Annotated in this window: 18 protein-coding genes; 13 read left to right on the top strand and 5 right to left on the bottom strand. The window is 40.9% G+C overall.

Annotated features, from left to right (window positions below; genetic code table 11):
• Nucleotides 1–15 precede the first annotated feature (15 nt).
• The 3 genes from hutH to hutC all read right to left on the bottom strand — a co-directional run bounded on the left by hutH (nt 16) and on the right by hutC (nt 4,021).
• Complete coding sequence (gene hutH, locus ACMVDV_RS11545) at nt 16–1,548, bottom strand: histidine ammonia-lyase (protein WP_416158211.1); 1,533 nt, start codon at nt 1,546–1,548, stop codon at nt 16–18.
• A gap of 2 nt (nt 1,549–1,550) precedes the next feature.
• A complete protein-coding gene (gene hutU, locus ACMVDV_RS11540) occupies nt 1,551–3,224 on the bottom strand; it encodes a urocanate hydratase (RefSeq protein WP_416158210.1) in 1,674 nt (557 codons plus the stop codon).
• An 83-nt stretch (nt 3,225–3,307) separates the two neighbouring features.
• Nucleotides 3,308–4,021 (bottom strand): histidine utilization repressor, encoded by a 714-nt coding sequence (gene hutC / locus ACMVDV_RS11535; protein WP_304181782.1) that lies wholly within the window; start codon nt 4,019–4,021, stop codon nt 3,308–3,310.
• Nucleotides 4,022–4,132: 111 nt separating this feature from the next.
• Between hutC and hutI the strand changes: the two genes are divergently transcribed.
• Together hutI and ACMVDV_RS11525 are read left to right on the top strand one after the other, a co-directional pair.
• Nucleotides 4,133–5,380, top strand: coding sequence for an imidazolonepropionase (gene hutI, locus ACMVDV_RS11530; protein ID WP_416158209.1), 1,248 nt, complete (start codon nt 4,133–4,135; stop codon nt 5,378–5,380).
• 130 nt (nt 5,381–5,510) lie between these two features.
• Nucleotides 5,511–7,172 (top strand): EAL domain-containing protein, encoded by a 1,662-nt coding sequence (locus ACMVDV_RS11525; protein WP_416159092.1) that lies wholly within the window; start codon nt 5,511–5,513, stop codon nt 7,170–7,172.
• A gap of 10 nt (nt 7,173–7,182) precedes the next feature.
• Here the strand turns inward: ACMVDV_RS11525 and ACMVDV_RS11520 are convergent, their stop codons facing one another.
• Both ACMVDV_RS11520 and rraA read right to left on the bottom strand, forming a co-directional pair.
• Nucleotides 7,183–8,232, bottom strand: coding sequence for a formimidoylglutamase (locus ACMVDV_RS11520; protein ID WP_416158208.1), 1,050 nt, complete (start codon nt 8,230–8,232; stop codon nt 7,183–7,185).
• Nucleotides 8,233–8,235: 3 nt separating this feature from the next.
• Entirely contained in the window at nt 8,236–8,733 is a 498-nt protein-coding gene (gene rraA / locus ACMVDV_RS11515) for a ribonuclease E activity regulator RraA (protein WP_304181765.1), read from the bottom strand.
• A 218-nt stretch (nt 8,734–8,951) separates the two neighbouring features.
• Here rraA and ACMVDV_RS11510 point away from each other — a divergent pair, with 218 nt between their 5' ends.
• The 11 genes from ACMVDV_RS11510 (at nt 8,952) to ACMVDV_RS11460 (ending at nt 21,432) form a co-directional block, all read left to right on the top strand.
• Nucleotides 8,952–9,491 carry a phosphatase PAP2 family protein gene (locus ACMVDV_RS11510; protein WP_416158207.1) on the top strand — a complete coding sequence of 180 codons (540 nt, stop codon included), beginning with the start codon at nt 8,952–8,954 and terminating at the stop codon, nt 9,489–9,491.
• The gene (locus tag ACMVDV_RS11505; protein ID WP_416158206.1) at nt 9,488–10,516 is read left to right on the top strand and encodes an MJ1255/VC2487 family glycosyltransferase; all 1,029 of its coding nucleotides are present in this window, start codon (nt 9,488–9,490) and stop codon (nt 10,514–10,516) included. The genes ACMVDV_RS11510 and ACMVDV_RS11505 overlap by 4 nt, the downstream gene beginning before the upstream one ends.
• A 114-nt stretch (nt 10,517–10,630) precedes the next feature.
• Complete coding sequence (locus ACMVDV_RS11500) at nt 10,631–12,511, top strand: methyl-accepting chemotaxis protein (RefSeq protein WP_416158205.1); 1,881 nt, start codon at nt 10,631–10,633, stop codon at nt 12,509–12,511.
• A 189-nt stretch (nt 12,512–12,700) separates the two neighbouring features.
• Nucleotides 12,701–13,141, top strand: a complete 441-nt coding sequence (locus ACMVDV_RS11495) for a hypothetical protein (protein WP_416158204.1) — start codon at nt 12,701–12,703, stop codon at nt 13,139–13,141.
• A 364-nt stretch (nt 13,142–13,505) separates the two neighbouring features.
• On the top strand, nt 13,506–13,784 hold the full coding sequence (locus ACMVDV_RS11490) for a type II toxin-antitoxin system Phd/YefM family antitoxin (protein ID WP_304182334.1): 279 nt from the start codon (nt 13,506–13,508) through the stop codon (nt 13,782–13,784).
• The gene (locus ACMVDV_RS11485) at nt 13,784–14,071 is read left to right on the top strand and encodes a type II toxin-antitoxin system RelE/ParE family toxin (RefSeq protein WP_416158203.1); all 288 of its coding nucleotides are present in this window, start codon (nt 13,784–13,786) and stop codon (nt 14,069–14,071) included. Before ACMVDV_RS11490 ends, ACMVDV_RS11485 begins: the two co-directional genes overlap by 1 nt.
• A gap of 632 nt (nt 14,072–14,703) precedes the next feature.
• Entirely contained in the window at nt 14,704–15,780 is a 1,077-nt protein-coding gene (locus ACMVDV_RS11480) for a hypothetical protein (RefSeq protein ID WP_416158202.1), read from the top strand.
• On the top strand, nt 15,773–17,518 hold the full coding sequence (locus ACMVDV_RS11475) for an AAA family ATPase (protein ID WP_416158201.1): 1,746 nt from the start codon (nt 15,773–15,775) through the stop codon (nt 17,516–17,518). The genes ACMVDV_RS11480 and ACMVDV_RS11475 overlap by 8 nt, the downstream gene beginning before the upstream one ends.
• 360 nt (nt 17,519–17,878) lie before the next feature.
• Nucleotides 17,879–19,429: an IS21 family transposase gene (gene istA, locus ACMVDV_RS11470; protein WP_416157195.1), complete on the top strand. Its 1,551-nt coding sequence runs from the start codon at nt 17,879–17,881 to the stop codon at nt 19,427–19,429.
• 11 nt (nt 19,430–19,440) lie between these two features.
• A complete protein-coding gene (istB, locus tag ACMVDV_RS11465) occupies nt 19,441–20,196 on the top strand; it encodes an IS21-like element helper ATPase IstB (RefSeq protein ID WP_416157196.1) in 756 nt (251 codons plus the stop codon).
• Between the two features lie 261 nt (nt 20,197–20,457).
• Nucleotides 20,458–21,432 (top strand): transposase, encoded by a 975-nt coding sequence (locus ACMVDV_RS11460; protein ID WP_416158200.1) that lies wholly within the window; start codon nt 20,458–20,460, stop codon nt 21,430–21,432.
• Nucleotides 21,433–21,973: the final 541 nt, after the last annotated feature.

Below are 21,973 nucleotides of genomic sequence, written 5' to 3'. Positions count from 1 at the left end.
CAGTGTTCAGGTTATTTAAAACGAAGGTAATATGCCAGCAGGCAACAAGCTACGTAGTTTGCCTTGCTGTAATAAGGTGTTTGCGGCTTCGATATCAGGGCCAAAATAACGGTCTTTATCGTAGTAGCTGACCTTTTCACGCAAGATAGCTTTAGCTTGCTCAACTTTTGCAGAGGCTGCCAGTGGTTTTCTAAACTCCAGCCCTTGTACCGATGCCAGCCATTCAATGGCCAATACACCTTGCGTGTTATTGGCCATCTCACCGAGACGGCGTGCCGCAAAGGTAGCCATAGAAACATGGTCTTCTTGGTTTGCTGACGTTGGTAGGCTATCAACAGAAGCAGGGTGCGCCAGCGATTTGTTTTCCGATGCCAGTGCCGCCGCCGTTACTTGTGCAATCATAAAGCCCGAATTTACGCCGCCATTTTCAACTAGAAATGGCGGCAGTTTTGATAGGTTTGAATCAATCAGTAAGGCAATACGGCGTTCAGCAAGAGCACCGATTTCGGCAATCGCTAATGCTAAGTTATCGGCTGCCATTGCGACGGGCTCAGCATGAAAATTGCCGCCAGAGATAATATCACCCACATCAGCAAATACTAATGGGTTATCAGTAACGCCATTTGATTCACACAATAACACTTCAGCTGCTTGGCGAATTTGCGTTAAACATGCGCCAAGTACTTGTGGCTGGCAACGTAAGCAGTAAGGGTCTTGTACTTTTTCACAATCAACATGGGCTTCGCTGATCTGCGACTGTTCACTGAGCATATCGCGAAAGATAGCAGCGGTATCAATCTGGCCGCGTTGGCCACGTATATCATGAATACGTGCATCAAATGGTGAACGACTGCCCATTGCCGCTTCAATGCTGATTGAGCCAATCGCACAGCTTTGTGCATACAAATCTTCGGCGCGGAATAACCCTTGTAGTGCAAAAGCCGTTGAAGCTTGGGTGCCGTTAAGCAACGCTAGACCTTCTTTAGCGGCTAAGGTCAGTGGCTCAAGCTTGGCAATTTTTAGCCCTTCTGCGGCGCTAATCAATTTACCTTGATGACGCATTTCACCTTCAGCAAGTAGCGGTAAGCACATATGTGATAGTGGCGCTAAATCACCGGATGCACCAACAGAGCCTTTTTTTGGTACGCAAGGATAAACTTCGGCTTCAAGCAACTGCATAAAAAACTCAATCACTTTTAAGCGAATGCCTGAAAAACCACGGGATAAAGAATTAATTTTTAGCACCATCATTAAACGTACCGTGCTGTCGTCCATGTATTCACCGATACCCGCCGCATGAGAAAGCACAATAGAACGCTGTAATAGCTCAAGTTCATGCTCGGCAATTTTAGTGTTAGCCAGTAAGCCAAAACCGGTGTTGATACCGTATACAGTGCGCTGTTGATCAATCACATCTTGCACGGTTTGTGCGCTTGCTGCGATGTTAATTTCGCTGTCTTTAGCAAGAGTCAGTTTGACCGCGGAAAGATTAATTTTACGCAGTGTTGCCAAGTCGAGCTGGCCGGGTGTGAGAGTATATTCAAACATGGTTATTCCTTATTCAACATAGGTAAGTCGAGACCTTGCTCGTTCGCGCAATTAATTGCAATATCGTAACCTGCATCAGCATGGCGCATTACGCCAGTGGCAGGGTCATTCCATAGCACGCGGCCAACCCGAGCTGCGGCTTCATCTGTACCATCGGCAACAATAACGACCCCTGAGTGTTGGCTAAAGCCCATGCCTACGCCACCACCATGATGCAGCGATACCCAAGTTGCACCTCCTGCGGTATTCAGTAGTGCGTTCAATAATGGCCAATCAGAGACCGCATCTGAACCGTCTTTCATCGCTTCGGTTTCACGGTTAGGGCTGGCTACTGAGCCAGAATCTAAGTGATCGCGGCCAATCACGACGGGTGCTTTTAATTCGCCATTTTTAACCATTTCATTAAACGCCAGTGCTAAACGGGCACGGTCTTTTAAGCCAACCCAACAAATCCGCGCTGGCAAGCCTTGGAATTGAATGCGTTCACGGGCCATATCAAGCCAGTTGTGCAAATGTTTATCATCAGGGATCAGCTCTTTAACTTTAGCATCGGTTTTATAAATATCCTCAGGAGCGCCAGACAGCGCTACCCAACGGAATGGACCAATACCTTCACAAAATAACGGGCGAATATAAGCTGGCACAAAACCTGGGAAATCAAAGGCATTGCTAACACCTTCTTCAAACGCCATTTGCCGAATATTATTGCCGTAGTCGGTGGTAGCGGCGCCTGCTTGTTGCAGCGCTAGCATTGCAGTTACTTGTACAGCCATCGATTGTTTAGCCGCTTTAACCACAGCTTGTGGGTCTTGCTCTCGCATCTTAGCGGCGTGCGCCATGCTCCAATTTTGTGGTAAATAACCATTCAGTGGATCGTGAGCCGAGGTTTGGTCTGTGACAACATCTGGGGTAATTTTGCGTTTAACTAGTTCGCTAAATACATCGGCAGCATTACCAAGTAAACCGACTGACAGCGCTTCACCTTTAGCGCATGCGCTGTTGATAAGCTCTAGTGCATGCTCTAAATCGGTGGCTTTGACGTCTACATAGCGGGTTTTAATACGAAAATCGATACGCGTTTCATCACATTCAACCACTAAGGCACTAAAACCTGCCATGGTTGCAGCAAGTGGTTGCGCGCCACCCATGCCACCTAAACCACCGGTTAGCACCCATTTACCAGCAGCATCACCGTTAAAGTGTTGTTTTGCCATAGCGACAAAGGTTTCGTAGGTACCTTGCACTATGCCTTGCGAGCCAATATAGATCCAAGAGCCCGCAGTCATTTGCCCGTACATCATCAAACCAAGTTTATCGAGCTCATTAAAATGCTCCCAATTAGCCCAGTGCGGTACTAAGTTTGAGTTGGCAATTAATACTCGCGGTGCATTGCTGTGAGTTTTAAATACCCCAACAGGCTTACCCGATTGCACCAGTAGGGTTTCGTCGTCTTCAAGTCTATCTAAGGTTTCGATAATTTTATCAAAACAAGGCCAATCACGCGCTGCACGACCAATGCCACCATATACAACCAGTGCATGCGGGTGCTCTGCAACCTCTGGATCGAGGTTATTCATTAACATGCGCTTAGCCGCTTCGGTGAGCCAGCTTTTAGCGCTGATCTTATCGCCATGTGGCGCGCGGATCACACGTGATTCGTCAAGTCTATTGTTCATGGTATGCTCCTGTTGTATATACAACTAATTTAACTTCAAAAAAATACGCAACTAAGCGCATCATTTTGATCTGAATAATCTTTTTAATGTTGCTTTTTAAATGTTAAATGGCCACCTAAGCGGTATTTACTACCTGGGGACACTAAACGGGCAAAGCTTACAATGCCTGCGGATGACCAAGTTCGGCGGATCACCTGCAAACATGGCTCTTCGTGGTATAAATTCAGCCACTGACACATTTCACTATTTGGCATGATTGCTTCAACAGTGTGGCGCGCTTCGGTCAGCGGTGCCACACTCGATAAATATTCGTGCGGTGTCAAAGTGGTAAAATCTTGCTGTAAGTAACTTTGCGCAAGTGCTGGATTGACAAAACGCTCTTCCACTTGTAGCGGGTGTTCGTTTTCGTTATGCACAAGCACACTACGAAACACAATACTGTCTACTTCAACACCTAACGCAATCGCAATCGGTGCCACGGCGCTGATTGATTCAAGCACTAAAACTGTACAGCTGTAATTGCCATTACGTGCTTTAACTTCATCTGCTATATTTTTAATTTCTAGTAATGATGACTGTGATTTAAAGCTGGCAACAAAAGTGCCTAGACCTTGGCTGCGAGTAAGAATACCCGCTTCGGTTAATTCGCTTAATGCACGGCGTGCAGTCATGCGGCTAACACTAAATTGTTCGGCTAATTCGTTTTCAGATGGCACACGTTGGTTTTCAAGCCAAGCGGATGATCGAATGTTATCAACAATAAATTGCTTTATTTGCGCGAACTTAGGTGTCGTCATGTGCTGATCTACAGTTTTCATTTAATTAAATACTGACTATAAGATGGCACATTTATCTTGTATATACAAGATAGCTTGTTAGACTGATTAAAACATTTTTTAAGGGCTGCTATGACTAACGTAACTGCAAACAACCACTGCAACGAATGGGATTTACTGATCACCGATGCCAATATTGCCACTATGGATAGCAATATTGATGCACCTTATGGGGCAATTGAACATGCTGCACTGGCGATTAAAGATGGCCATATAGCATGGCTTGGCAAGCAAACTGAATTACCCTCGTTTGATGCACTCGCAACGCCGATCATTTCCGCAAAAGGGCAGTGGCTAACGCCAGGCTTAATTGACTGTCATACCCACTTAGTATTTGCAGGATCGCGAGCCGAAGAGTTTGAGCAGCGTTTGCAAGGTGTTAGCTATGAGCAAATAGCGGCGCAGGGCGGCGGTATTGCCAGTACAGTACGAGCCACTCGTGCGGCCGATCATGAAGCCTTATTTGTATTAGCAAAAGATCGTTTAAACGCACTTTATAGTGAAGGCGTGACGACGGTTGAAATTAAATCGGGTTACGGTTTAGATTGCGAAAATGAACTTAAAATCCTCGAGGTAGCGCGATTACTTGGTGAAAATCACCCTGTTGATGTAAAAACCACCTTTTTGGGAGCACATGCGTTACCACCTGAATACCAAGGCCGCAGTGATGAATACATTGAGTTGGTGTGTAATGACATGCTAACGCAAGTGGTTGCGGGTAATTTGGCTGATGCTGTGGATGTATTTTGTGAAAATGTGGGATTTAGTCATGCGCAAACTCGCCGTGTATTTGCAGCGGCCACTAAACATGGTTTGCCTGTGAAATGCCACGCCGAACAATTATCAAATCAACATGGCGCCGAGCTTGTTGCCGAGTTTAAGGGCTTGTCGGCGGATCATATCGAGCATTTAGATGAGCAGGGCGTAAAAGCGATGGCTGCTGCTGGAACCGTCGCGGTGTTATTACCCGGTGCATTTTACTTTTTACGTGAAACTAAACAGCCGCCAATAGCATTATTAAAGCAATATAATGTGCCTATGGCTATCTCCACAGACTTTAACCCAGGTACATCACCCTTGTGTTCTTTGCAATTAATGATGAATATGGGCTGCACCTTATTTAGGTTAACACCAGAAGAAACCTTGGCTGGCGTCACCAAAAACGCAGCTAAAGCCCTTGGTTTAAGTGATCGTGGCGTACTAAAAGTGGGTATGCGCGCCGATATAGCACATTGGCAGATATCCCATCCCGCGCAATTAAGTTACCAGTTAGGCGTAAATAAACTGTTAAATTTGTGGGTTTTGGGTAGACTAAACTAATCTGGTTTAACGTTGTACTGAAAAGATGTTTTTAATTGCGCTATTAACAAACACAGGACTTGAATATACCGCAGGGAGCGCATTACTAAATCACCCACAATTACCTGTTTTTTTAGCCGGTGCGGTTTTAATGGCGATGATCTGCGCGTTATGCGTGGTGCAAAAGCCATTATTACGCCTTAGTTATTTAATCAATAGCGTGCTAGCGCTGGCCATATTAAGCAACGAGCTAAACTTTTTAGAGCTATTATTTGCAGTCAGTATTGGCCTGCATTTATGGTTGGCCTTCTCGCAAAATAAATGGGCTATGCTTACCCTGAGTTGCTGCTCTGCATTAGTATTTACAGTGCTGTTATCCGCTCATTTATTATTGGATTTACCGCTGTATTTAATTGCTCTGGCGAGCATTGTATTGGCGATGTCAGGCTATTTTACTGATGAAGAATTAGCAATTGCTACAGATGATGTGACGCAGCTTAATAATGCCAATTATATGGAACCTGCGCCGTTATTAAACTTACCTAACATTAAATTGCTGCGCCAAGGTTATTACGATTGGCGTAAAGATAACCAACAGCGGGCAGCCTTAGTGGTGTTTCGTTTAGAAGGATTTGCGCAAGTTAACCAGCATATTGGTCGTGATTTTGGTGACTTATTACTCGCACAGTCGGCAAATCGCATTAAACAGCTGCTACTTATTGAAGAAGTTATTAGTTTAGATGGGGAGCAAAAGTTAGCACACTTAGGTGGCCTTAACTTTGCTTTTATCTGCAACTTAGCACAGCAAAAACATTTACATGAACAGTTAATCAATCAAATATTAGGAGCAACTGTAAAACCTTTCAATGTGGCTAATTGCACTATCAAAGTAAGCGCGCGGGCGAGTTTTGTTGACTGTGATGAGCAAGAAAATAGTTTTGATAATTTAGTTTCATTTGCTTTCCTCGCATTAGATAGTCATCCTAAACAGCAAGTGGTGGCCTACCATCAGCAAATGAAAATAGAGCAGCTAGAGCAACAAGCCCGCTTGCACGAATTAGCCAATATAGATTTTTCCAGCGAACTTGAATTGTATTTCCAGCCTATTATTTGCAATCACAATGACAACATTGAGTTTTTAGAGTTATTGTTACGTTGGCAGCATCCACGACAAGGAATTTTATCAGCTAACCGCTTTATAGATGATATACGTGTTGCAGGGCTTGCCTATCCATTGGCGACCTTTGTGATTGAGCGCGCAGCGGAGCTTGCAATGGCACTGCGTATGGAAGGTATCAGTATGCCTTTAAGTATTAATCTATTCGGCTCTGAAATGCTAAATGAAGAGTTTATTGAGTTTATCGACCGCATCTTTGTTGAACATCAGCTGCAAGCTGGAGATTTAATTGTTGAGTGCCCACTTAACCTATTTATGAGTTTAGACGATCAAGGTAAAGCCATGGTGGCGCGCATTAATAGTATAGGTATTAAAGTGTGTGTGGATGGCCTTGGCGATAGCCCAATCTGGTTGGCTAAATTGCCGAATCTAGCCGTTGAATATGTAAAAATAGCCCCTGCATTAACGGCTGATTTTAGTCATCAAAGCCATGTTCGTAGTTTGATCAGCGGTATGGTCGATATGCACAATCAGCAAAATGCCAAAGTGATCTGCGAAGGGGTTGAAACCCGTGAACAGCTAAACTTTGTAAAAAGCTTAAATACTTATGCGGCGCAAGGGTATTACTTTAGTCACCCATTAAGTAGCGTGGGTATGATCTCTTGGCTCAAGCAATGGCAAATTGAGCATCAATAGCTAATAGCTGCTAGGCGTGCTCTCTAGCTTGTAGATAAGCATTCACTAGCGCGGTGATTATTTGCCCTGCATCGCTTATTCCTGCTTGCATACCACTGGGATGTTGATTTGGGGCAGCTTCACATAAATGTAAGTAATGGCTGTTTAGTTGACTGGCAGCCAAATGTACAAAATGTTCGGCGTCACTGACACTAAAACCACAGTTGGTATAGGCACTTACGGGCATTAATGAAATACTATCTAAATCGACTTCGACACCCAAAGGGGCATGAGTTAGGGTTGCAAGTGCTTGCTGACATGCTTGGGTGAGGGTTTTCTCGCGTCTTACTTGCAGTGCTTGGTAACTGTCGTAATTAAATTGCGCAGCCGCTAAAGCATCAATAATCGCTTGGTTATTCTTTAGCTCATGCATACCAATCACATGGTAATGATCAAGGTGTTGCTCATTGTAAGCATAGCGAAAGCCATTACCACTGTGGCGACCTTCACAATCACGAAAGTCAGCATGAGGATCAAAGTTAATTGCATTGATCGCTATTTGTTTGTGTTTACTGAGCGCGCGAATAATTCCTAAGCAATTATTATGACCGCCGCCAATGATGATCGGCTCAAGGCCTGCGGCAAAAATTAAACTCAGCACTTGCTCAACCCGTTGATCAAGCTGGGCGCATAACTCACGCAATTGCGTGAGTTGCTGAGGATTTTGGTTCGATAAATCGCGCGCCGCGAGGGTTAAATCGCTGACCGCAACTTCGCCTAATAACAACACTTTTTCGTTCGCTAAAAATTGGTTATCAGGTTGATTTAAAAAGCGTTTCAGGAATGCTTGCCAACCATCTGCGGCACCACCGTTACCTAAGTTAGCGCGTGGGCCAATATCTTCGCAAATACCCAACAAAACATACTTAATGCCAAATTGTGCGGCATCTTGCATGGCTTGCAGGGGATCAACATGAGTGTCGAGTAGGGCGATAGATTGCCATGCTTTTTTTTCATTGGCGCGACTGCTACACCAAGGTTTTACAGTCGCTTCGTCATAAATATGGAGGTGGTTTGCCACTGATTATTCTTCTATAATTTCCAGTTCAAGCTCTTCTGCTGATAATACAATGCCGGTACTGTCGGCGTAGATAAAATCATCATCAAAAAATGATACACCAGCAAAGTTTACGCCAATGCCGTCTTCGCCAGCACCGGTGCTATCTGCTGCAACGGGAATAGAAGCGATGGCCTGAATACCTAAATCAAGTTCTTCAAGTTCATCAACATGGCGTACTGCACCGTAAACTACAATACCTTGCCAGTTATTTTCAATGGCCAATTCAGCAAGCTCAATATCAATGAGCGCGCGACGTGTTGAGCCACCACCATCGATTAGTAACACGCACTCTTCGCCATCTTGAGAGAGTATGTCGCGGATCAGTTCATTATTTTCAAAACATTTAACGGTTTTAATACGGCCACTAAAGTTGTGACGACCGCCAAAGTTAATGAACATAGGTTCGAGCACATCGACCACATCGGCAAAGTGATCGCATAAATCTGAAGTGCTGTAATCCATTTTTCTATCCTTATCTAAAGATACGTGAGCTGAACTTTAGTATACCTTGCTTAATTGCAATAACAACGACTTAATCGCAGTAAATTGCGCTCTTTTTAAACAATTATTGCGCTAAAACAGCAAAAGCAATATTAGTGTCTTAAAAGCGTCACTCAATTGTTATTTTCACCGCCTAAGCTGAAATTGTGTACAGAGTTTACACAGTAAAGGAGCAAGTGATGAATGAGAACAACATGCTAAAAAAAGTGGCTCAGCTGGATCAAAGTTTATTTTTGATGATGTTTAATGGCAATGCCCCAACATGGTTAAAAAATTCTGCATTAGGTTTCTCTAAAACAGGCAACGGGGGACTTTATGTGTTAATCGCGGTTGGTTTTGGCTGGCTTAGTAACGAACCGGAATTACGGCTAATGGCAATCACCTTATTACTTGGCTTTTTAATCGAGCGGCCGATTTATTATCTCGCAAAAAACAGTTTTGCCAGAATTCGCCCATGCGATTGTTTAATCAAAGGCGCTTACATTGTCCCGAGTGATAAGTTTAGCCTACCGTCTGGGCACAGTGCTGGGGCATTTTTAGTCGCGGTTGTATTAGCTCAGTATTTTCCAGAGCTCATTAGCCTGTGGTTTTTATGGGCTGCGTGTGTTGCGGCATCTCGGGTGTTACTTGGCGTGCATTTTCCAGTTGATGTGGTACTTGGCGCATTAATGGGCAGCAGTTGTGGTTTATTAGCAATCTTAATAGTGGCGACTTTATGAAAATACTGTATGGCATCCAAGGGACTGGCAATGGTCACGTTACTCGTGCGCGGGTGATGGCGAATGCATTCAAGCAAATGGGGGTTGAGGTTGATTATGTGTTTTCCGGACGTGCCCAGCAAAATTACTTCGATATGGATGAGTTTGCAAATTATCGTAGTTTTCGCGGGTTATCTTTCACCACTAAAAATGGCCAAGTAAATAGTTATCACACAGTAAGAAATACTCGGCTATGTAAATTGCTACGGGATATAAAACAGTTAGATGTATCAGGTTATGATTTTGTCTTTAACGACTTTGAACCTATCACCGCATGGGCGGCAAAACGCCAAGGCGTGCCTGTTATAGGTATGAGCCATCAAGCGGCGTTTTTATCGCCTAAAGTCCCTATGTTCGGCCACAGTTTGCTGCGTCGCTCATTTATTAAATACTATGCTCCTGCGGATATTTACTTGGGGGTGCACTGGCAACCTTTTGCGCAAAATATCATTCCGCCATTTATTGCTCACCATCAACACAATAATCCAGTTAATGTTGATAATAAAGTGCTGGTGTACCTTCCTTTTGAAGATCTCAGTAGTGTGATTGATTACTTGCGAGACTTTCCTGAACAAGAGTTTTACTGCTATCACCCGCAAGCAAATAACACTTCAACGGGACACATTCACTTGCGAATGCCAGCCCGTGACGGGTTTTTAAATGACTTAGCAAATGCCGGTGGCGTGATTGCCAATGCGGGGTTTGAGCTTTCTAGTGAGGCATTAAAGCTCGGTAAAAAACTGCTCTTGAAACCATTGTCTGGGCAGTTTGAGCAAGATGCCAATGCACAAACATTACTGGCAATGAAAGCGGCACATGTTATGAACTACTTAAACCCCAATGCGTTGGATGATTGGCTCAATAGTGCTGCCCAAAAACAAATTAATTTTCCGAGCGATCCACAGCCATTAGTTGATTGGCTAGCCGCAAAGCAGTGGCATAACACCAAGGATCTACATCAAAACTTGTGGTCTGCGGTGAGCTAAAGCCAAATTTAACTGAGTTTTTTAGAACATCTCGTAAATAGAGCAATAATGTAAGCTAACTATTCGTTATTTAACTATACTATTTACAGTGAATTATTTAAAAGGCTGTTGTTAATGGGTTTACTCCAAAATTTGACTATTAAACGTCGTTTGCAAGTCAATGCACTCGTTGTTGGTCTCGCGATGGTGGTTATGTTGTGCGTTATTATTTATGAAGCACGCATCATGCTAAAACTAAACGAAACCATTCAGTACGCGGAGGAGCTTGATATACATGAACTCTCTATGCGTAAGTATGAAAAAGACTTTTTGTTTTATAAACAGAAAAATAGTTTAGAGTTGTTTGCACAAGAATATGAGCAACTAAAATATAAAATTAGCATGTTAACTGAGCTCTCACGTGAGCTTGATATCGCTACTGCGCAAGTGGAGCAATTTGCTATTCTTGCTAAGCAGTATAATGATGATTTTCAGCATGTTGTAAAATTACAAAAGAAAATAGGTTTACACCCTAAAGATGCGCTTTATGGTGAATTGCGAGGCGCCGTTCATCAAATGGAAACGATGCTGAATAAGCAAAGTAACTATCAGTTACTTAGCTTAATGTTGCAGCTTAGACGCTCTGAAAAAGATTTTATGCTGCGCTTTGATCTGAAATACTTAGCTAGTTTTGAAGGCGGTGTAGTGCAGTTAGAGCGTCAAATTCGCAACGAAAACTTGGCTTCAAGTGACCAGTCAGAGCTATTACGTTTACTTGCAGTTTATAACAGTAAGTTTAAATCGTTAGTTGATGCGCAAGTTGCATTAGGTCTGGATTTGAATTCTGGTGCGCTTGGTAGAATGAGAGACAGCGTCAAACAAAGTGATGATTTAGTCACTTTAATTACGACAGCAACGAAGCAACAAGTTGAATCTACCGCTGCACAAGCGCAAATGATCGCCATCATCATTTTTATTGTTGCCAGTTTGCTGGTGATGATTTTAGTCTACTTGACGAGTCGTTCGATCATTGTTCCTATTGAACGGGTATACCATACGATTAATGAAATTCGCCGCAATAACGATTTACGCCTTACTATAGAGCACAGCGGTAAAGACGAAGTCACCACCATGACGATTGATTTTAATAGTCTTATAAATGATTTCAAAAAACTGATCTACGAAGTGAATACCGCTTTAACCACGCTAAATATAGCGACCGATCACTTATCGGAAACCACCGCCGCAACCAGCTCCGGTATGCAAGAGCAATTACATGAAGCGGATATGGTAGCAACCGCTGCAACTGAAATGCAGGCGACTATTCAGGATATTTCGCATAATACCGAAGCTGCGGCTAAAAAAGCAGAATCAACTAACCAAAGTGCGCAACAAGGGCGTAAAGAAGTTGAGGCCACGGTTAAACAAATCAATCAATTGTCTGATTCATTAGGCAATGCCTCAACGGTCGTATCACAACTTGAAAAAGACGGTGAAACCATTGGTTCAGTATTAGATGTTATCCGCGGTATTGCCGAGCAAACTAACTTGCTAGCACTTAATGCAGCCATTGAAGCGGCGCGTGCTGGTGAACAGGGTCGCGGCTTCGCAGTGGTCGCCGATGAAGTTCGCTCGCTTGCTCAGCGCACTCAAGAATCAACCAAAGAGATTGAAAGTATTATCTCCATTTTGCAAGGACGAACCCAAGAAGTGGTTAGTATAATGCAACGCTGCCGTACGCAAGGTGGCGAAAGTGCAGCACAAGCAACTAAAGCCGGTGAACTGTTAGGTTCAATTACCGAAGATGTACAAACGATTATGGAAATGAGCACCCACATTGCTGCTGCTATTGAAGAGCAAAGTCAAGTTGCCTCAGAGGTGAATAAAAACGTCGTACGGATTCGCGATATTGCCGAAGACGCCTCAGCCCATTCAGCAACAAATGCGCAAACCAGCGAAGAAGTGTCAGAGCAAGCAAGGGTACTTTATAAAGCGATAGATAAGTTTAAGGTTTAAAAGCAGAAGCTAGGTTCTAGGGTTTAGGCTCTAGGAGTTAGCTGAGCTTTAAGTGCTAAGCCATAAGTTTTAAGCAGCCCTGAGTTGTTTGAAAGTTATGGCTTTTTTGTTTTCACACTTTTTTATTTTTAGGTTAAAGGTTACTCTCAGTTTTATTTCTCGACGATAAACCAGTTAATTGGAGCCTCTTTGCTAAAGTGTAATCAGTGTGCGGCTAAAAAAGATTTCAAAATACATTTTTGGATGTCAAAAATAGACATGGTTGGGTTTATCTTTCTCAGCCTTTGTTTATCTATACCCATTGGGATTTTGGCTTTCTTAGCTGAGGAGTCGCAAAGTTTTGCTCGCTTTATTGCTTTTGCCGTTCTAATTTTTGCCGCAATTAAAAAACACGAAAAAGTGGTTGCACTTTTAATCGTTGAGCTTGTTATTGACTGGGCTCTTGATAAGGCTGGAATGTATGAGTTTAACTTAATGGTTGCAACAGCATTTATCCTCACATTCATAAAAATTGGCAGTAAGGTTTATGGATTCTTTTTTCAATGTGTGAATTATAAGTTTGATTTAGACATCTTTTGTCCAAAGTGTAATAAAACATATAAAAAAGTTAAGCTACCAGAGAGCAAGTAATAGTTAACTTAAAGTAAATAGACAAAGGTGATATTAATCTTTTTACTCTAAAGTGCAGTGCCTTAAATAATTGAAAAGTTATGATTATTTATAGTAGCTAATATCTTACAGTTTCGATAAATAGATTTGCACTTCATCTAACTGGCGGCTATGAGCGGACATTGAAATTGACTAAATATAATATAAAATTTAATGATAGCAATGCCTTAGGTGATTTTTTAAAACTATATCAAGTAGAAGTGAGCGTGGGGCGAGCAGGCGTATGCGCGCACTATAAATTGTTTTAGCACAGTATCAGCCTCTTGCTAACAGCGATTAGTTGAACTATTATTTGTACGTTATTTTGTACTAATTGGAGTTCAATATGAGTCGCATTCATTTCGATCAAGATATTCAACCGTTATCTGAATTTCGTGCCGGTGTCGCATCTTACATCAAACAAATCAATGAGACTCGTCGTCCATTGGTAATCACACAACATGGTAAAGGCGTAGCCGTTGTTCTCGATGTTGCAGAGTATGAAGCAATGCAAGAAAAGATCGAACTACTTGAAGAAATGCGTACCGCAGAAGCTCAATTGGCTTCAGGGCTCGGTGTTGCAAATGAAGATGCGCGCTCACAAGTGCTAGGTCGCATTAAGTAATGAAAGTAGTTTGGTCCCCATTAGCACTTCAAAAACTGGGTGATGCAGCAGAGTTCATTTCTTTAGATAACCGAGCAGCTGCTGAAAAATGGGTGAATGACGTTTTTGATAAAACAGACTTACTTGGCAATATGCCAGAAATGGGACGCTTCGTTCCTGAAATGCCTAACACAAATTACCGTGAAATTATTTTTGGTTACTATCGTATTATCTACAGTTTAAGCCACGAAATTCGAATATTAACCGTTCGTAATTGCCGGCAAATTTTGACTGAAGACGATGTTTAAAACTGTGTTTAACACCTTTAAGCTTTAACTCGGCCAATAGGCAGTAGTGTTGTTTTTGACCGTTTTTATACAGTGACGGTCAACGCTAAATCAATAAACAAATTCGGTTAGTTATATTCCTCTAAAGCGCCGCGCCTCTGAGCCTCTTTGTAAATATTTCAGTTAAAGATCTTTTGCACAAAGAGCAGGGAATGAGAAGTAAATGAGGGAAGATCAACAGACTCATTGAGCTGAATCTATTGGCCACAAAGTCTAACTATTCATCCTGTAGGTCGTTATTTATGACGAGAATCAATTAACTATTGGAATTGACGCGCTAAAGCACGACCTACGCCAACCTCAGGCTTTAGTTACCTAACCTCTAAAGCGCAGCGCCTTTTAACCTCTTTGTGAATAATTCAGTTAAAGATCTTTTGCACAAAGAGAAGAGAATGAGCAGTAAATGAGGGAAACTTAGCGCTTAGTATTTTAGCTGTTTTAATTATTTGTTTACAAAAGTAATTATTGGTGGAATTATCAGAGTATGTAATATACGCCGTTTTGTTTTGATATAAATCACTCAAATGGTGTTCTATAAGCTGTTACTGAAATTGTAAAAATAACGAATCAAAAAATAATCATGGAAGTACATTATGATAAGTAGTAATTCAGGTGTAGAAGGTGGCTCTGGCTATTCGTTTCAGCGTTGCTGTGTTGTTTTTCTATTATTTGAAGGCTATGAAGAATTAAACATAGAGAACTACTTTATTTGCTTAGAGCACCATGAAGATTTTCTATTCGCATTTTTAGATGAAAATCGGCATTTAAAAAAAATTGATACATACCAAGCAAAAAAATCAAGAGATGATTGGAAAACAGATAATGATCTTTGCGAAATAATTGGAAAAATGACAATGGTTGGTAAAGAGCTAATCAATGATCCTCACGACAAATCTAATGATTACCAGCATACGCTAAACTTTCTTACAAATCGGAATATATTGTTAACAAGTAAAAAAGAAAAAGATGTCAAACAAGATAAAATCAAAGTTCAAGTTTCGAATCGACGTAAAAAATACTCTGATTTAACAAACAAAATTAAAGAAAATATTGAACCAAGAATTTGCCAGTCAATACTTGAAAGAACTCAATTAAAGAATGTTCATTTTCACTATATTGATTTTGCTCAAAGTTACCAAAGCTGGCAAAGAGCGCTAAAAGGTTTATCTATAGAGCACTTTGGTCAGGAGGTGAATGACCATGAGGCTGTTATTTCATCATTAATGCGATTATTAGAGGATGCAGAGCAAACATACAATGATGACAATAAAGTGCTTTTGTCTGACCTAACCAAAAGAGTAACGAAAGACAAGATAAATGAAACTTTCAATATGTTCACTGAAAGTAAAAAGTCTTTTGATTTTTGGAGGAAGTATTCGGAACAAATCTCAACTGAGTTGAAATTAAAACTTCCAATACGACGAAGAGCAAAAGAACTGCTGGAAAATTGTTTTGATTATTTTAAAGATATTCAACAAGTTGAGTACCGTAAGATTTACAAGTTTGTTGAAACTAGAACAGATATTGATGAGAAGCACATCAGTGAAGCTGATTGTATTGTGGACTTATATCACAGTTATCAGGAAGAATTCCAACCTAGATTAGAAAACTACATGGTGTCATTCGCTGTAATTGCAGCATATGTAGAGACAAGAGGGATGTATGTCTAAATTAATTTTAAAAAGTTTACTGGTTTATTCTCCCAATGGCGAGAAAGGTTTTCATACTGAATTTAGTGAATCAGTAAATATTATTCACGGGCGAAATACATCTGGGAAAAGTACACTTATTCAATCAGTTATTTATTCCATGGGTATAAATGACTCAAAAGAGAATTTGAATGATATTAACAGTGATGATGTGTTTTTTAGACTTGATTGTGTTCTAGAAAAAGCTGAGGAAACTTGTAAGCTGGTATTTGTACGGTCTGATGATACGTTAGTTTTACAAAAAGGGAGTGAACCTCCTATTAGATTTGATGGTATTAATAGTAACAATTCTTTTGAGTACGGAAGATATAAAGAACTTTTATCAAAATTAATTGGATTTGATTTAGTCCTACAAAAGCAATCTGAGTTAATTGGTGCGCCGTTAGAAGCAGCGCTATTGCCTTATTATATATCTCAATCTGTAGGGTGGGTTTATATACGTGAGTCAATTGGAGATTATAGGTTTTATAAGGATTTCAAATTTGATTATTTAGATTACTATTGTGGTATTGAGAGTGGTCACGAAAGAATCAATAAATATAACCTTGAAAAAGAGAAAAAAGAATTAAGCTTTGAGTTGAAGCAACTTGATTCTTATGAAGCTAAAAATGAAGAGTTGAAAGTATCAAAGTTACTTGATCAGCGATTTAAAGGTGAGGCTGAAAACTACCTAGAAGGCTATCAAAGTTTAAATAAAGACTTGTCAGATAAAGAAGCAGAGCATACGAAATTATGTAATAAAGTCAGTATGCTAAGAGGTAGGCAAAAGGTATTATCTCAAATAATAACCAACATAAAAAATCAAAAGCCAAAAGTTGATCAGTGCCCCACGTGTGACCAAAACCTACCGGGTGATTTGAAAGAGTTTTATAGCTACAGCCAAGACATTAACGATGCTTTAAAGGAAAAGGACAGGGTAAAAGAACACATTAAAAACAACGCTGCGAAGTTGAACTCGGTTGAAAAACTTATAACTTCTTTAAGAATTAAAATAGAGAAGGATTATGAGGTTTTACGACGTTTAAGATCGGATAATATTACATTTGATTCTTGGCTGAATCATAATGCCAACTTAAAAATGTTAAAAAACATTTCTATAAAAAAAGAAGTATGTGAAAAAAGAATTAACGGAATTAATATTGATATAGATAAGCTTGGGAACGGTGTTGATATTGGCTCCTTGAGAAAAATTAAGGAAAGAGAGTTCCTTTCTATATTTAAACGTAAAGTTTCAGCGTTAGGTGTTAAATTACCAAAAGAAGCCAAATATCAGGCTCTGTATTCTTTAAATTCATTCCCGTATCAGGGCGTAGAACTACACCAGTTATTAATGGCTTATAACTTTTCGTTCTACGAAATGGTCATGAAAAATTCTACTATTCATAGCTTTCCATTTCTTCTTGATGCGGTTTTTAAAGAAGATATTGATTCGGAGAGCAGAAGTAATATTTTCAAGTTTCTTTCTCATGAAACTAAATCCAGTGGGCAAGTTGTTTTTTCTGTCGCTGAGTACAAAGGAGATGAAACTTCATCTAACCCCCTTTTTAATGTTGAAGCGATTAAAAACCAATTTTTTCCAAAAGACACAAAATTAATATGCATTGGAGATAGTAAATCAAAAAGGGCATTTCTATCCAATACAGCTTTGATCGATAGTATATTAATTCACGATACAATGAACTTGTTAGAAGTTGTCTGATACTAAGTTCCAATACGCAAGCTAATCGGGTAGCCGGAGGTCTCTAACCTCCAGCCCCGACACCACCCATCATGCGCTTTTTATTAACAGAAAGTGCAATGGGCGGTTCATCCCCCGTAAGGAACAAAGAATAGGGAACAAAGTGCATATTCTCTCCAGCTTTGATCACCCAATGGCATTAACTTTGATCACTTATTCTCATTAAGCTTTGATCACGAAAATCACTCGATAATGATCACTTTTGTGTTCTTAATGATTTTGCCGATCAAAGCTTAATGCCACTCCTCACCGAGTTCACGTTTTATCATTTTTGTAGGTATGTTAAACCGTTATCTAAATCATTTGATGAGGATAACAATAATGTCAACAAGACCTATATCTATGAGTAAATTACATGCTATTTTACGGCTGAAATATTCAGCAAAATTATCCCATCGAGAGATTGCCAGAAGCTTAACTATCTCCCCTGGCACTGTGGCTAATTACGTTAAAAAGGCCAATGAGTTAGGCTTAAACCAATGGCCGTTACCTGAAGATAAACAACACGGTACTTTTCTTAATACAAAAATCAGGGACTTCTCAACCCGTCAAAAAAGATACCCAACACCTGACTGGCTCACCATCAATAAGGATTTGAAGCAGCACAAACATTTGACGTTGCAGTTAGTATTTGATGAATTGCGTGAGAAAGTCGGTGAGCCTTATTACAGTTATAGCCACTTTTGCCGAGCCTATCGGGAATGGGTGGGCAAACAACGATTGTCGATGCGTCAGCATCATAAAGGCGGTGAAAAGCTGTTTGTGGATTATTGTGGCCCCACGCTGACCATCACGTGCCCTACAACACAGGAAACACGACCTGCTCAAGTGTTTGTTGCCGTGCTCGGCGCATCAAATTATACCTATGCTGAGGCAACGTATAGTCAACAACTTGAAGATTGGGTGATGAGTCATGCCCGTTGCTTTGCGTTTTTAGGCGGTGTTCCTGAACTTGTTATTCCCGACAACTTAAAAAGCGCCGTTAGTAAACCCTGTCGCTACGAGCCTGATTTAAACCCCACGTATCATCAATTAGCCGAGTATTTTAATGTCGCGGTCATACCCGCTAGACCTTATAAACCCAAAGATAAATCGAAGGCTGAAGTCGGTGTACAAATTGTTGAGCGTTGGATCATGGCACGTCTACGCAAGCAAACCTTCTACAGCTTAGCGCACCTAAATCGAGAAATAGCAAAACTACTTGATGCTATGAACAATAAGGTCATGAAGCAATATCAACAGTCACGTAAACAGCTATTTGATAGGGTGGATAAAAGCGCATTAAAGCCATTGCCTGAAAAGCCTTATCACTATACACAAATCAAAACGGTGCGAGTGCACATTGATTATCATGTTGAAATAGAAAAACATTACTACAGTGTGCCGTATCAGTGGGTTAAGAAACAATTACGCGCACACATAACCAATCAGCTAGTACAGCTTTATCATGACGATACCTTAATCGCACAACATCCTCGCTCACATCGTTTAGGTGGGCATACAACACAGTCTCATCATATGCCTCTGGCGCATCAAAAACAGCATGAGCAGTCACCGATAAATTTACGCTCATGGGCATTAAGTATTGGGGAGTATACCCACCAAGTTATTGAGTTACAGCTCAGTGGACGGCGTCACCCCGAGCACGCTTATCGCGCCTGTTTAGGGGTGTTAAGTTTAGCTAAAATCTATTCAAAAGAGCGGCTTGAGCAAGCGTGCTATCGCGCAATCATAATGAATACGACCACACTCAAATCAATAAAGCAGATGCTGAAGAAAGGGTTGGATCAACAACCGTTACCCACACAGCAAACAGAGCCAGAAAAGCCAATTAAGCATGGCAACATACGCGGCACACAGTATTACCATTAAGGAAATGAATCATGATAGACACCATTAATCAACAACTTCAGCTACTCAAGCTATCAGGCATAAAACACGCATTAAAACAGCAGCTTGAGCAGCCTAACTTATACCAAGAGCAAAGCTTTATAGAGCGTATCAGTTTATTGCTAACACATGAAATTGACACGCGTGAGCAAAGAAAAATCGACCGGCTCGTGCGACACGCTAAATTCCGCTTACCGGCTCAGTTAAATCAACTGATTTACTCGCCGACACGCAATATAGAAAAAGCACAGATACGTAACTTAAGCCAAAATAGCTGGCTGAACTTACATCAAAATATCTTAATCACCGGGGCAACAGGCTGTGGAAAAACATACCTTGCGTGTGCCTTAGGACATGAGCACTGCCTACAAGGAAAAAGTGTTTACTATATTCGATTAAAAGAACTACTCGAAAGCCTGTTTCTAGCACAAGCAGATGGTAGTTACCGAAAATTACTAGCGAAGCTAATAAAGTATGATCTACTGATCTTAGACGACTGGGGGCTTGAACCACTGAGTGCGCAGCAACGAGGTGACTTACTCGAATTAATCGATGCGCGGTATGGGTATAAATCACACATAATTATAAGCCAGCTCCCGCAGGAAAACTGGCATGAGATGATCGGAGAATCAACCCATGCTGACGCCATTTTAGATAGGCTAATTCATGGTTCGATTAAGTTGAACTTAAAAGGAGAATCGATACGAAAACAGTTAAATAAATTGACTGATGATGATCAGTTAAGCTAATTTAAAAACGGCTCTACAAAATGATAAATCAGGTGATCAAAGCTGATGAGAATCGGTGATCAAAGTCATGAGAATACGCAACAAAGAAGACACCCATCCTAAATTTTGTATTTTCTCTATTTTTTACTAGCTTTAAATTAGTATGAAAAACAAACAGGGTGTTCCATGGCAATGGAACAAAGAAGACACCCATCCTAAATTTTGTATTTTCTCTATTTTTTACTAGCTTTAAATTAGTATGAAAAACAAACAGGGTGTTCCATGGCAATTGCAAGAAAGCGTCAAGTAAGTTTGGTTGATACAAAATACTATCATTGTATTTCTCGGTGTGTACGCCGTGCTTTTTTATGCGGTGAAGACAGTTTTACAGGTCAGTCCTATGAGCACCGCAGGGGCTGGGTAGAAGATAAACTACTCGCCTTGGCTAAGGTATTTTGCATTGATGTGTGTGCGTATGCGGTGATGAGCAATCACACACATTTAGTGTTGTATGTTGATGATAAAAAAGCCAAACGCCTTAATGACAAAGCCATTATTCTACGCTGGCATAAGCTGTGTAAAGGCACGTTATTGACGAAAAAGTATTTGCAAGGTGAAAAATTAAGTAAATCAGAGCTCATCTTTTTTAATCAAACGGTTGAGCAATATCGAGAGCGGTTATCCAGTATTAGCTGGTTTATGCGGTTGTTAAATGAAGATATTGCCCGCAGAGCCAATAAAGAAGATAACTGCACAGGCCGATTCTGGGAAGGTCGCTTTAAATCACAAGCTCTACTAGATGAAGCTGCACTTGCAGCGTGTATGGCGTATGTCGATTTAAACCCAATCCGCGCCAAAATAGCGAACACCCCAGAGAAATCAATCTACACCAGCGTACAAAAACGTATTGAAAGCGCATCAACAGGCAAGCAACCTAAAAAGTTATTACTTTTTGCTGGCATGCCGCGTCAGATAATGCCGAAAGGCCTGCCTTTTGAGCTTAAATCGTATCTTGAACTTATTGAATTAACTGGGCGCTGCGTTAGGGAAGGGAAACGGGTTTATATAGAAAGTAGTCATTTACCATTATTAGAGCGTGTAAATATTTCCCCCGAAAACTGGTTAAAACTGACCACGCAATTTACCCGCGTATTTCATGGTGCAGTGGGTAGGGCGGCAGCACAAGAAAGCTATTGTGAAAATCTGAAGAGAAAACGACGTAGCAACGTTAGCAACAGCGAAAAACTACTGGCCTAGTACTTATACCCAGCTAAAACGTCAAATATTGTCCCAAGGCAAGGGTTTGCATGTCAGTAACTTAGGATTTGTCGAATAAAAGCTTCCCGAGATAATTATAAGTGTAATTTTGAATGAGTTTTAGGCGGTAAATTGATTTGATGTGAACTTATTTGGTGCTATTTTTAGACGACTTTAAAGTGGGTGTCACTTCACTTTTAGTTTTTGGTGCTATTTTTAGACGACTTTAAAGTGGGTGTCACTTCACTTTTAGTTCTTTTGGGATAGCTGCGCATTACGACTAAATGGATTTAAGAAGTAGAGCGAAGCAGGATGCTAGAGTCAAGATATTCATCGGTTAACCTCATCATGTGCAAAAGCATGAATCAATTGACCTTACGCGGACAAACAAAAGTGAATACTGTCACTTAATTATGCAGCAGTAATATTTTGCAAAACGCCAATTAGAATAGCACTAAATCCTCTTTTTATATTTTATGTGAAATCGAAGTAACTGATTGAATCAAAATAGCAACTCGGCTATGGTGGTTAATGCATCAAT

Source organism: Pseudoalteromonas sp. ASV78, assembly GCF_047806705.1.
GTDB classification, from domain to species: domain Bacteria; phylum Pseudomonadota; class Gammaproteobacteria; order Enterobacterales; family Alteromonadaceae; genus Pseudoalteromonas; species Pseudoalteromonas prydzensis_A.
The sequence above is the reverse complement of the archived record's forward strand: the minus strand, read 5'-3'. Positions and strand labels throughout refer to the sequence as shown.

What these genes read in the sequence shown, in the direction of transcription:
- hutH (WP_416158211.1), bottom strand. Translation starts at nt 1,548, where the DNA reads ATGTTTGAATATACTCTCACACCCGGCCAGCTCGACTTGGCAACACTG.
- hutU (WP_416158210.1), bottom strand. Translation starts at nt 3,224, where the DNA reads ATGAACAATAGACTTGACGAATCACGTGTGATCCGCGCGCCACATGGC.
- hutC (WP_304181782.1), bottom strand. Translation starts at nt 4,021, where the DNA reads ATGACGACACCTAAGTTCGCGCAAATAAAGCAATTTATTGTTGATAAC.
- hutI (WP_416158209.1), top strand. Translation starts at nt 4,133, where the DNA reads ATGACTAACGTAACTGCAAACAACCACTGCAACGAATGGGATTTACTG.
- ACMVDV_RS11525 (WP_416159092.1), top strand. Translation starts at nt 5,511, where the DNA reads ATGGCGATGATCTGCGCGTTATGCGTGGTGCAAAAGCCATTATTACGC.
- rraA (WP_304181765.1), bottom strand. Translation starts at nt 8,733, where the DNA reads ATGGATTACAGCACTTCAGATTTATGCGATCACTTTGCCGATGTGGTC.
- ACMVDV_RS11510 (WP_416158207.1), top strand. Translation starts at nt 8,952, where the DNA reads ATGAATGAGAACAACATGCTAAAAAAAGTGGCTCAGCTGGATCAAAGT.
- ACMVDV_RS11505 (WP_416158206.1), top strand. Translation starts at nt 9,488, where the DNA reads ATGAAAATACTGTATGGCATCCAAGGGACTGGCAATGGTCACGTTACT.
- ACMVDV_RS11500 (WP_416158205.1), top strand. Translation starts at nt 10,631, where the DNA reads ATGGGTTTACTCCAAAATTTGACTATTAAACGTCGTTTGCAAGTCAAT.
- ACMVDV_RS11490 (WP_304182334.1), top strand. Translation starts at nt 13,506, where the DNA reads ATGAGTCGCATTCATTTCGATCAAGATATTCAACCGTTATCTGAATTT.
- ACMVDV_RS11485 (WP_416158203.1), top strand. Translation starts at nt 13,784, where the DNA reads ATGAAAGTAGTTTGGTCCCCATTAGCACTTCAAAAACTGGGTGATGCA.
- ACMVDV_RS11480 (WP_416158202.1), top strand. Translation starts at nt 14,704, where the DNA reads ATGATAAGTAGTAATTCAGGTGTAGAAGGTGGCTCTGGCTATTCGTTT.
- ACMVDV_RS11475 (WP_416158201.1), top strand. Translation starts at nt 15,773, where the DNA reads ATGTCTAAATTAATTTTAAAAAGTTTACTGGTTTATTCTCCCAATGGC.
- istA (WP_416157195.1), top strand. Translation starts at nt 17,879, where the DNA reads ATGTCAACAAGACCTATATCTATGAGTAAATTACATGCTATTTTACGG.
- istB (WP_416157196.1), top strand. Translation starts at nt 19,441, where the DNA reads ATGATAGACACCATTAATCAACAACTTCAGCTACTCAAGCTATCAGGC.
- ACMVDV_RS11460 (WP_416158200.1), top strand. Translation starts at nt 20,458, where the DNA reads ATGGCAATTGCAAGAAAGCGTCAAGTAAGTTTGGTTGATACAAAATAC.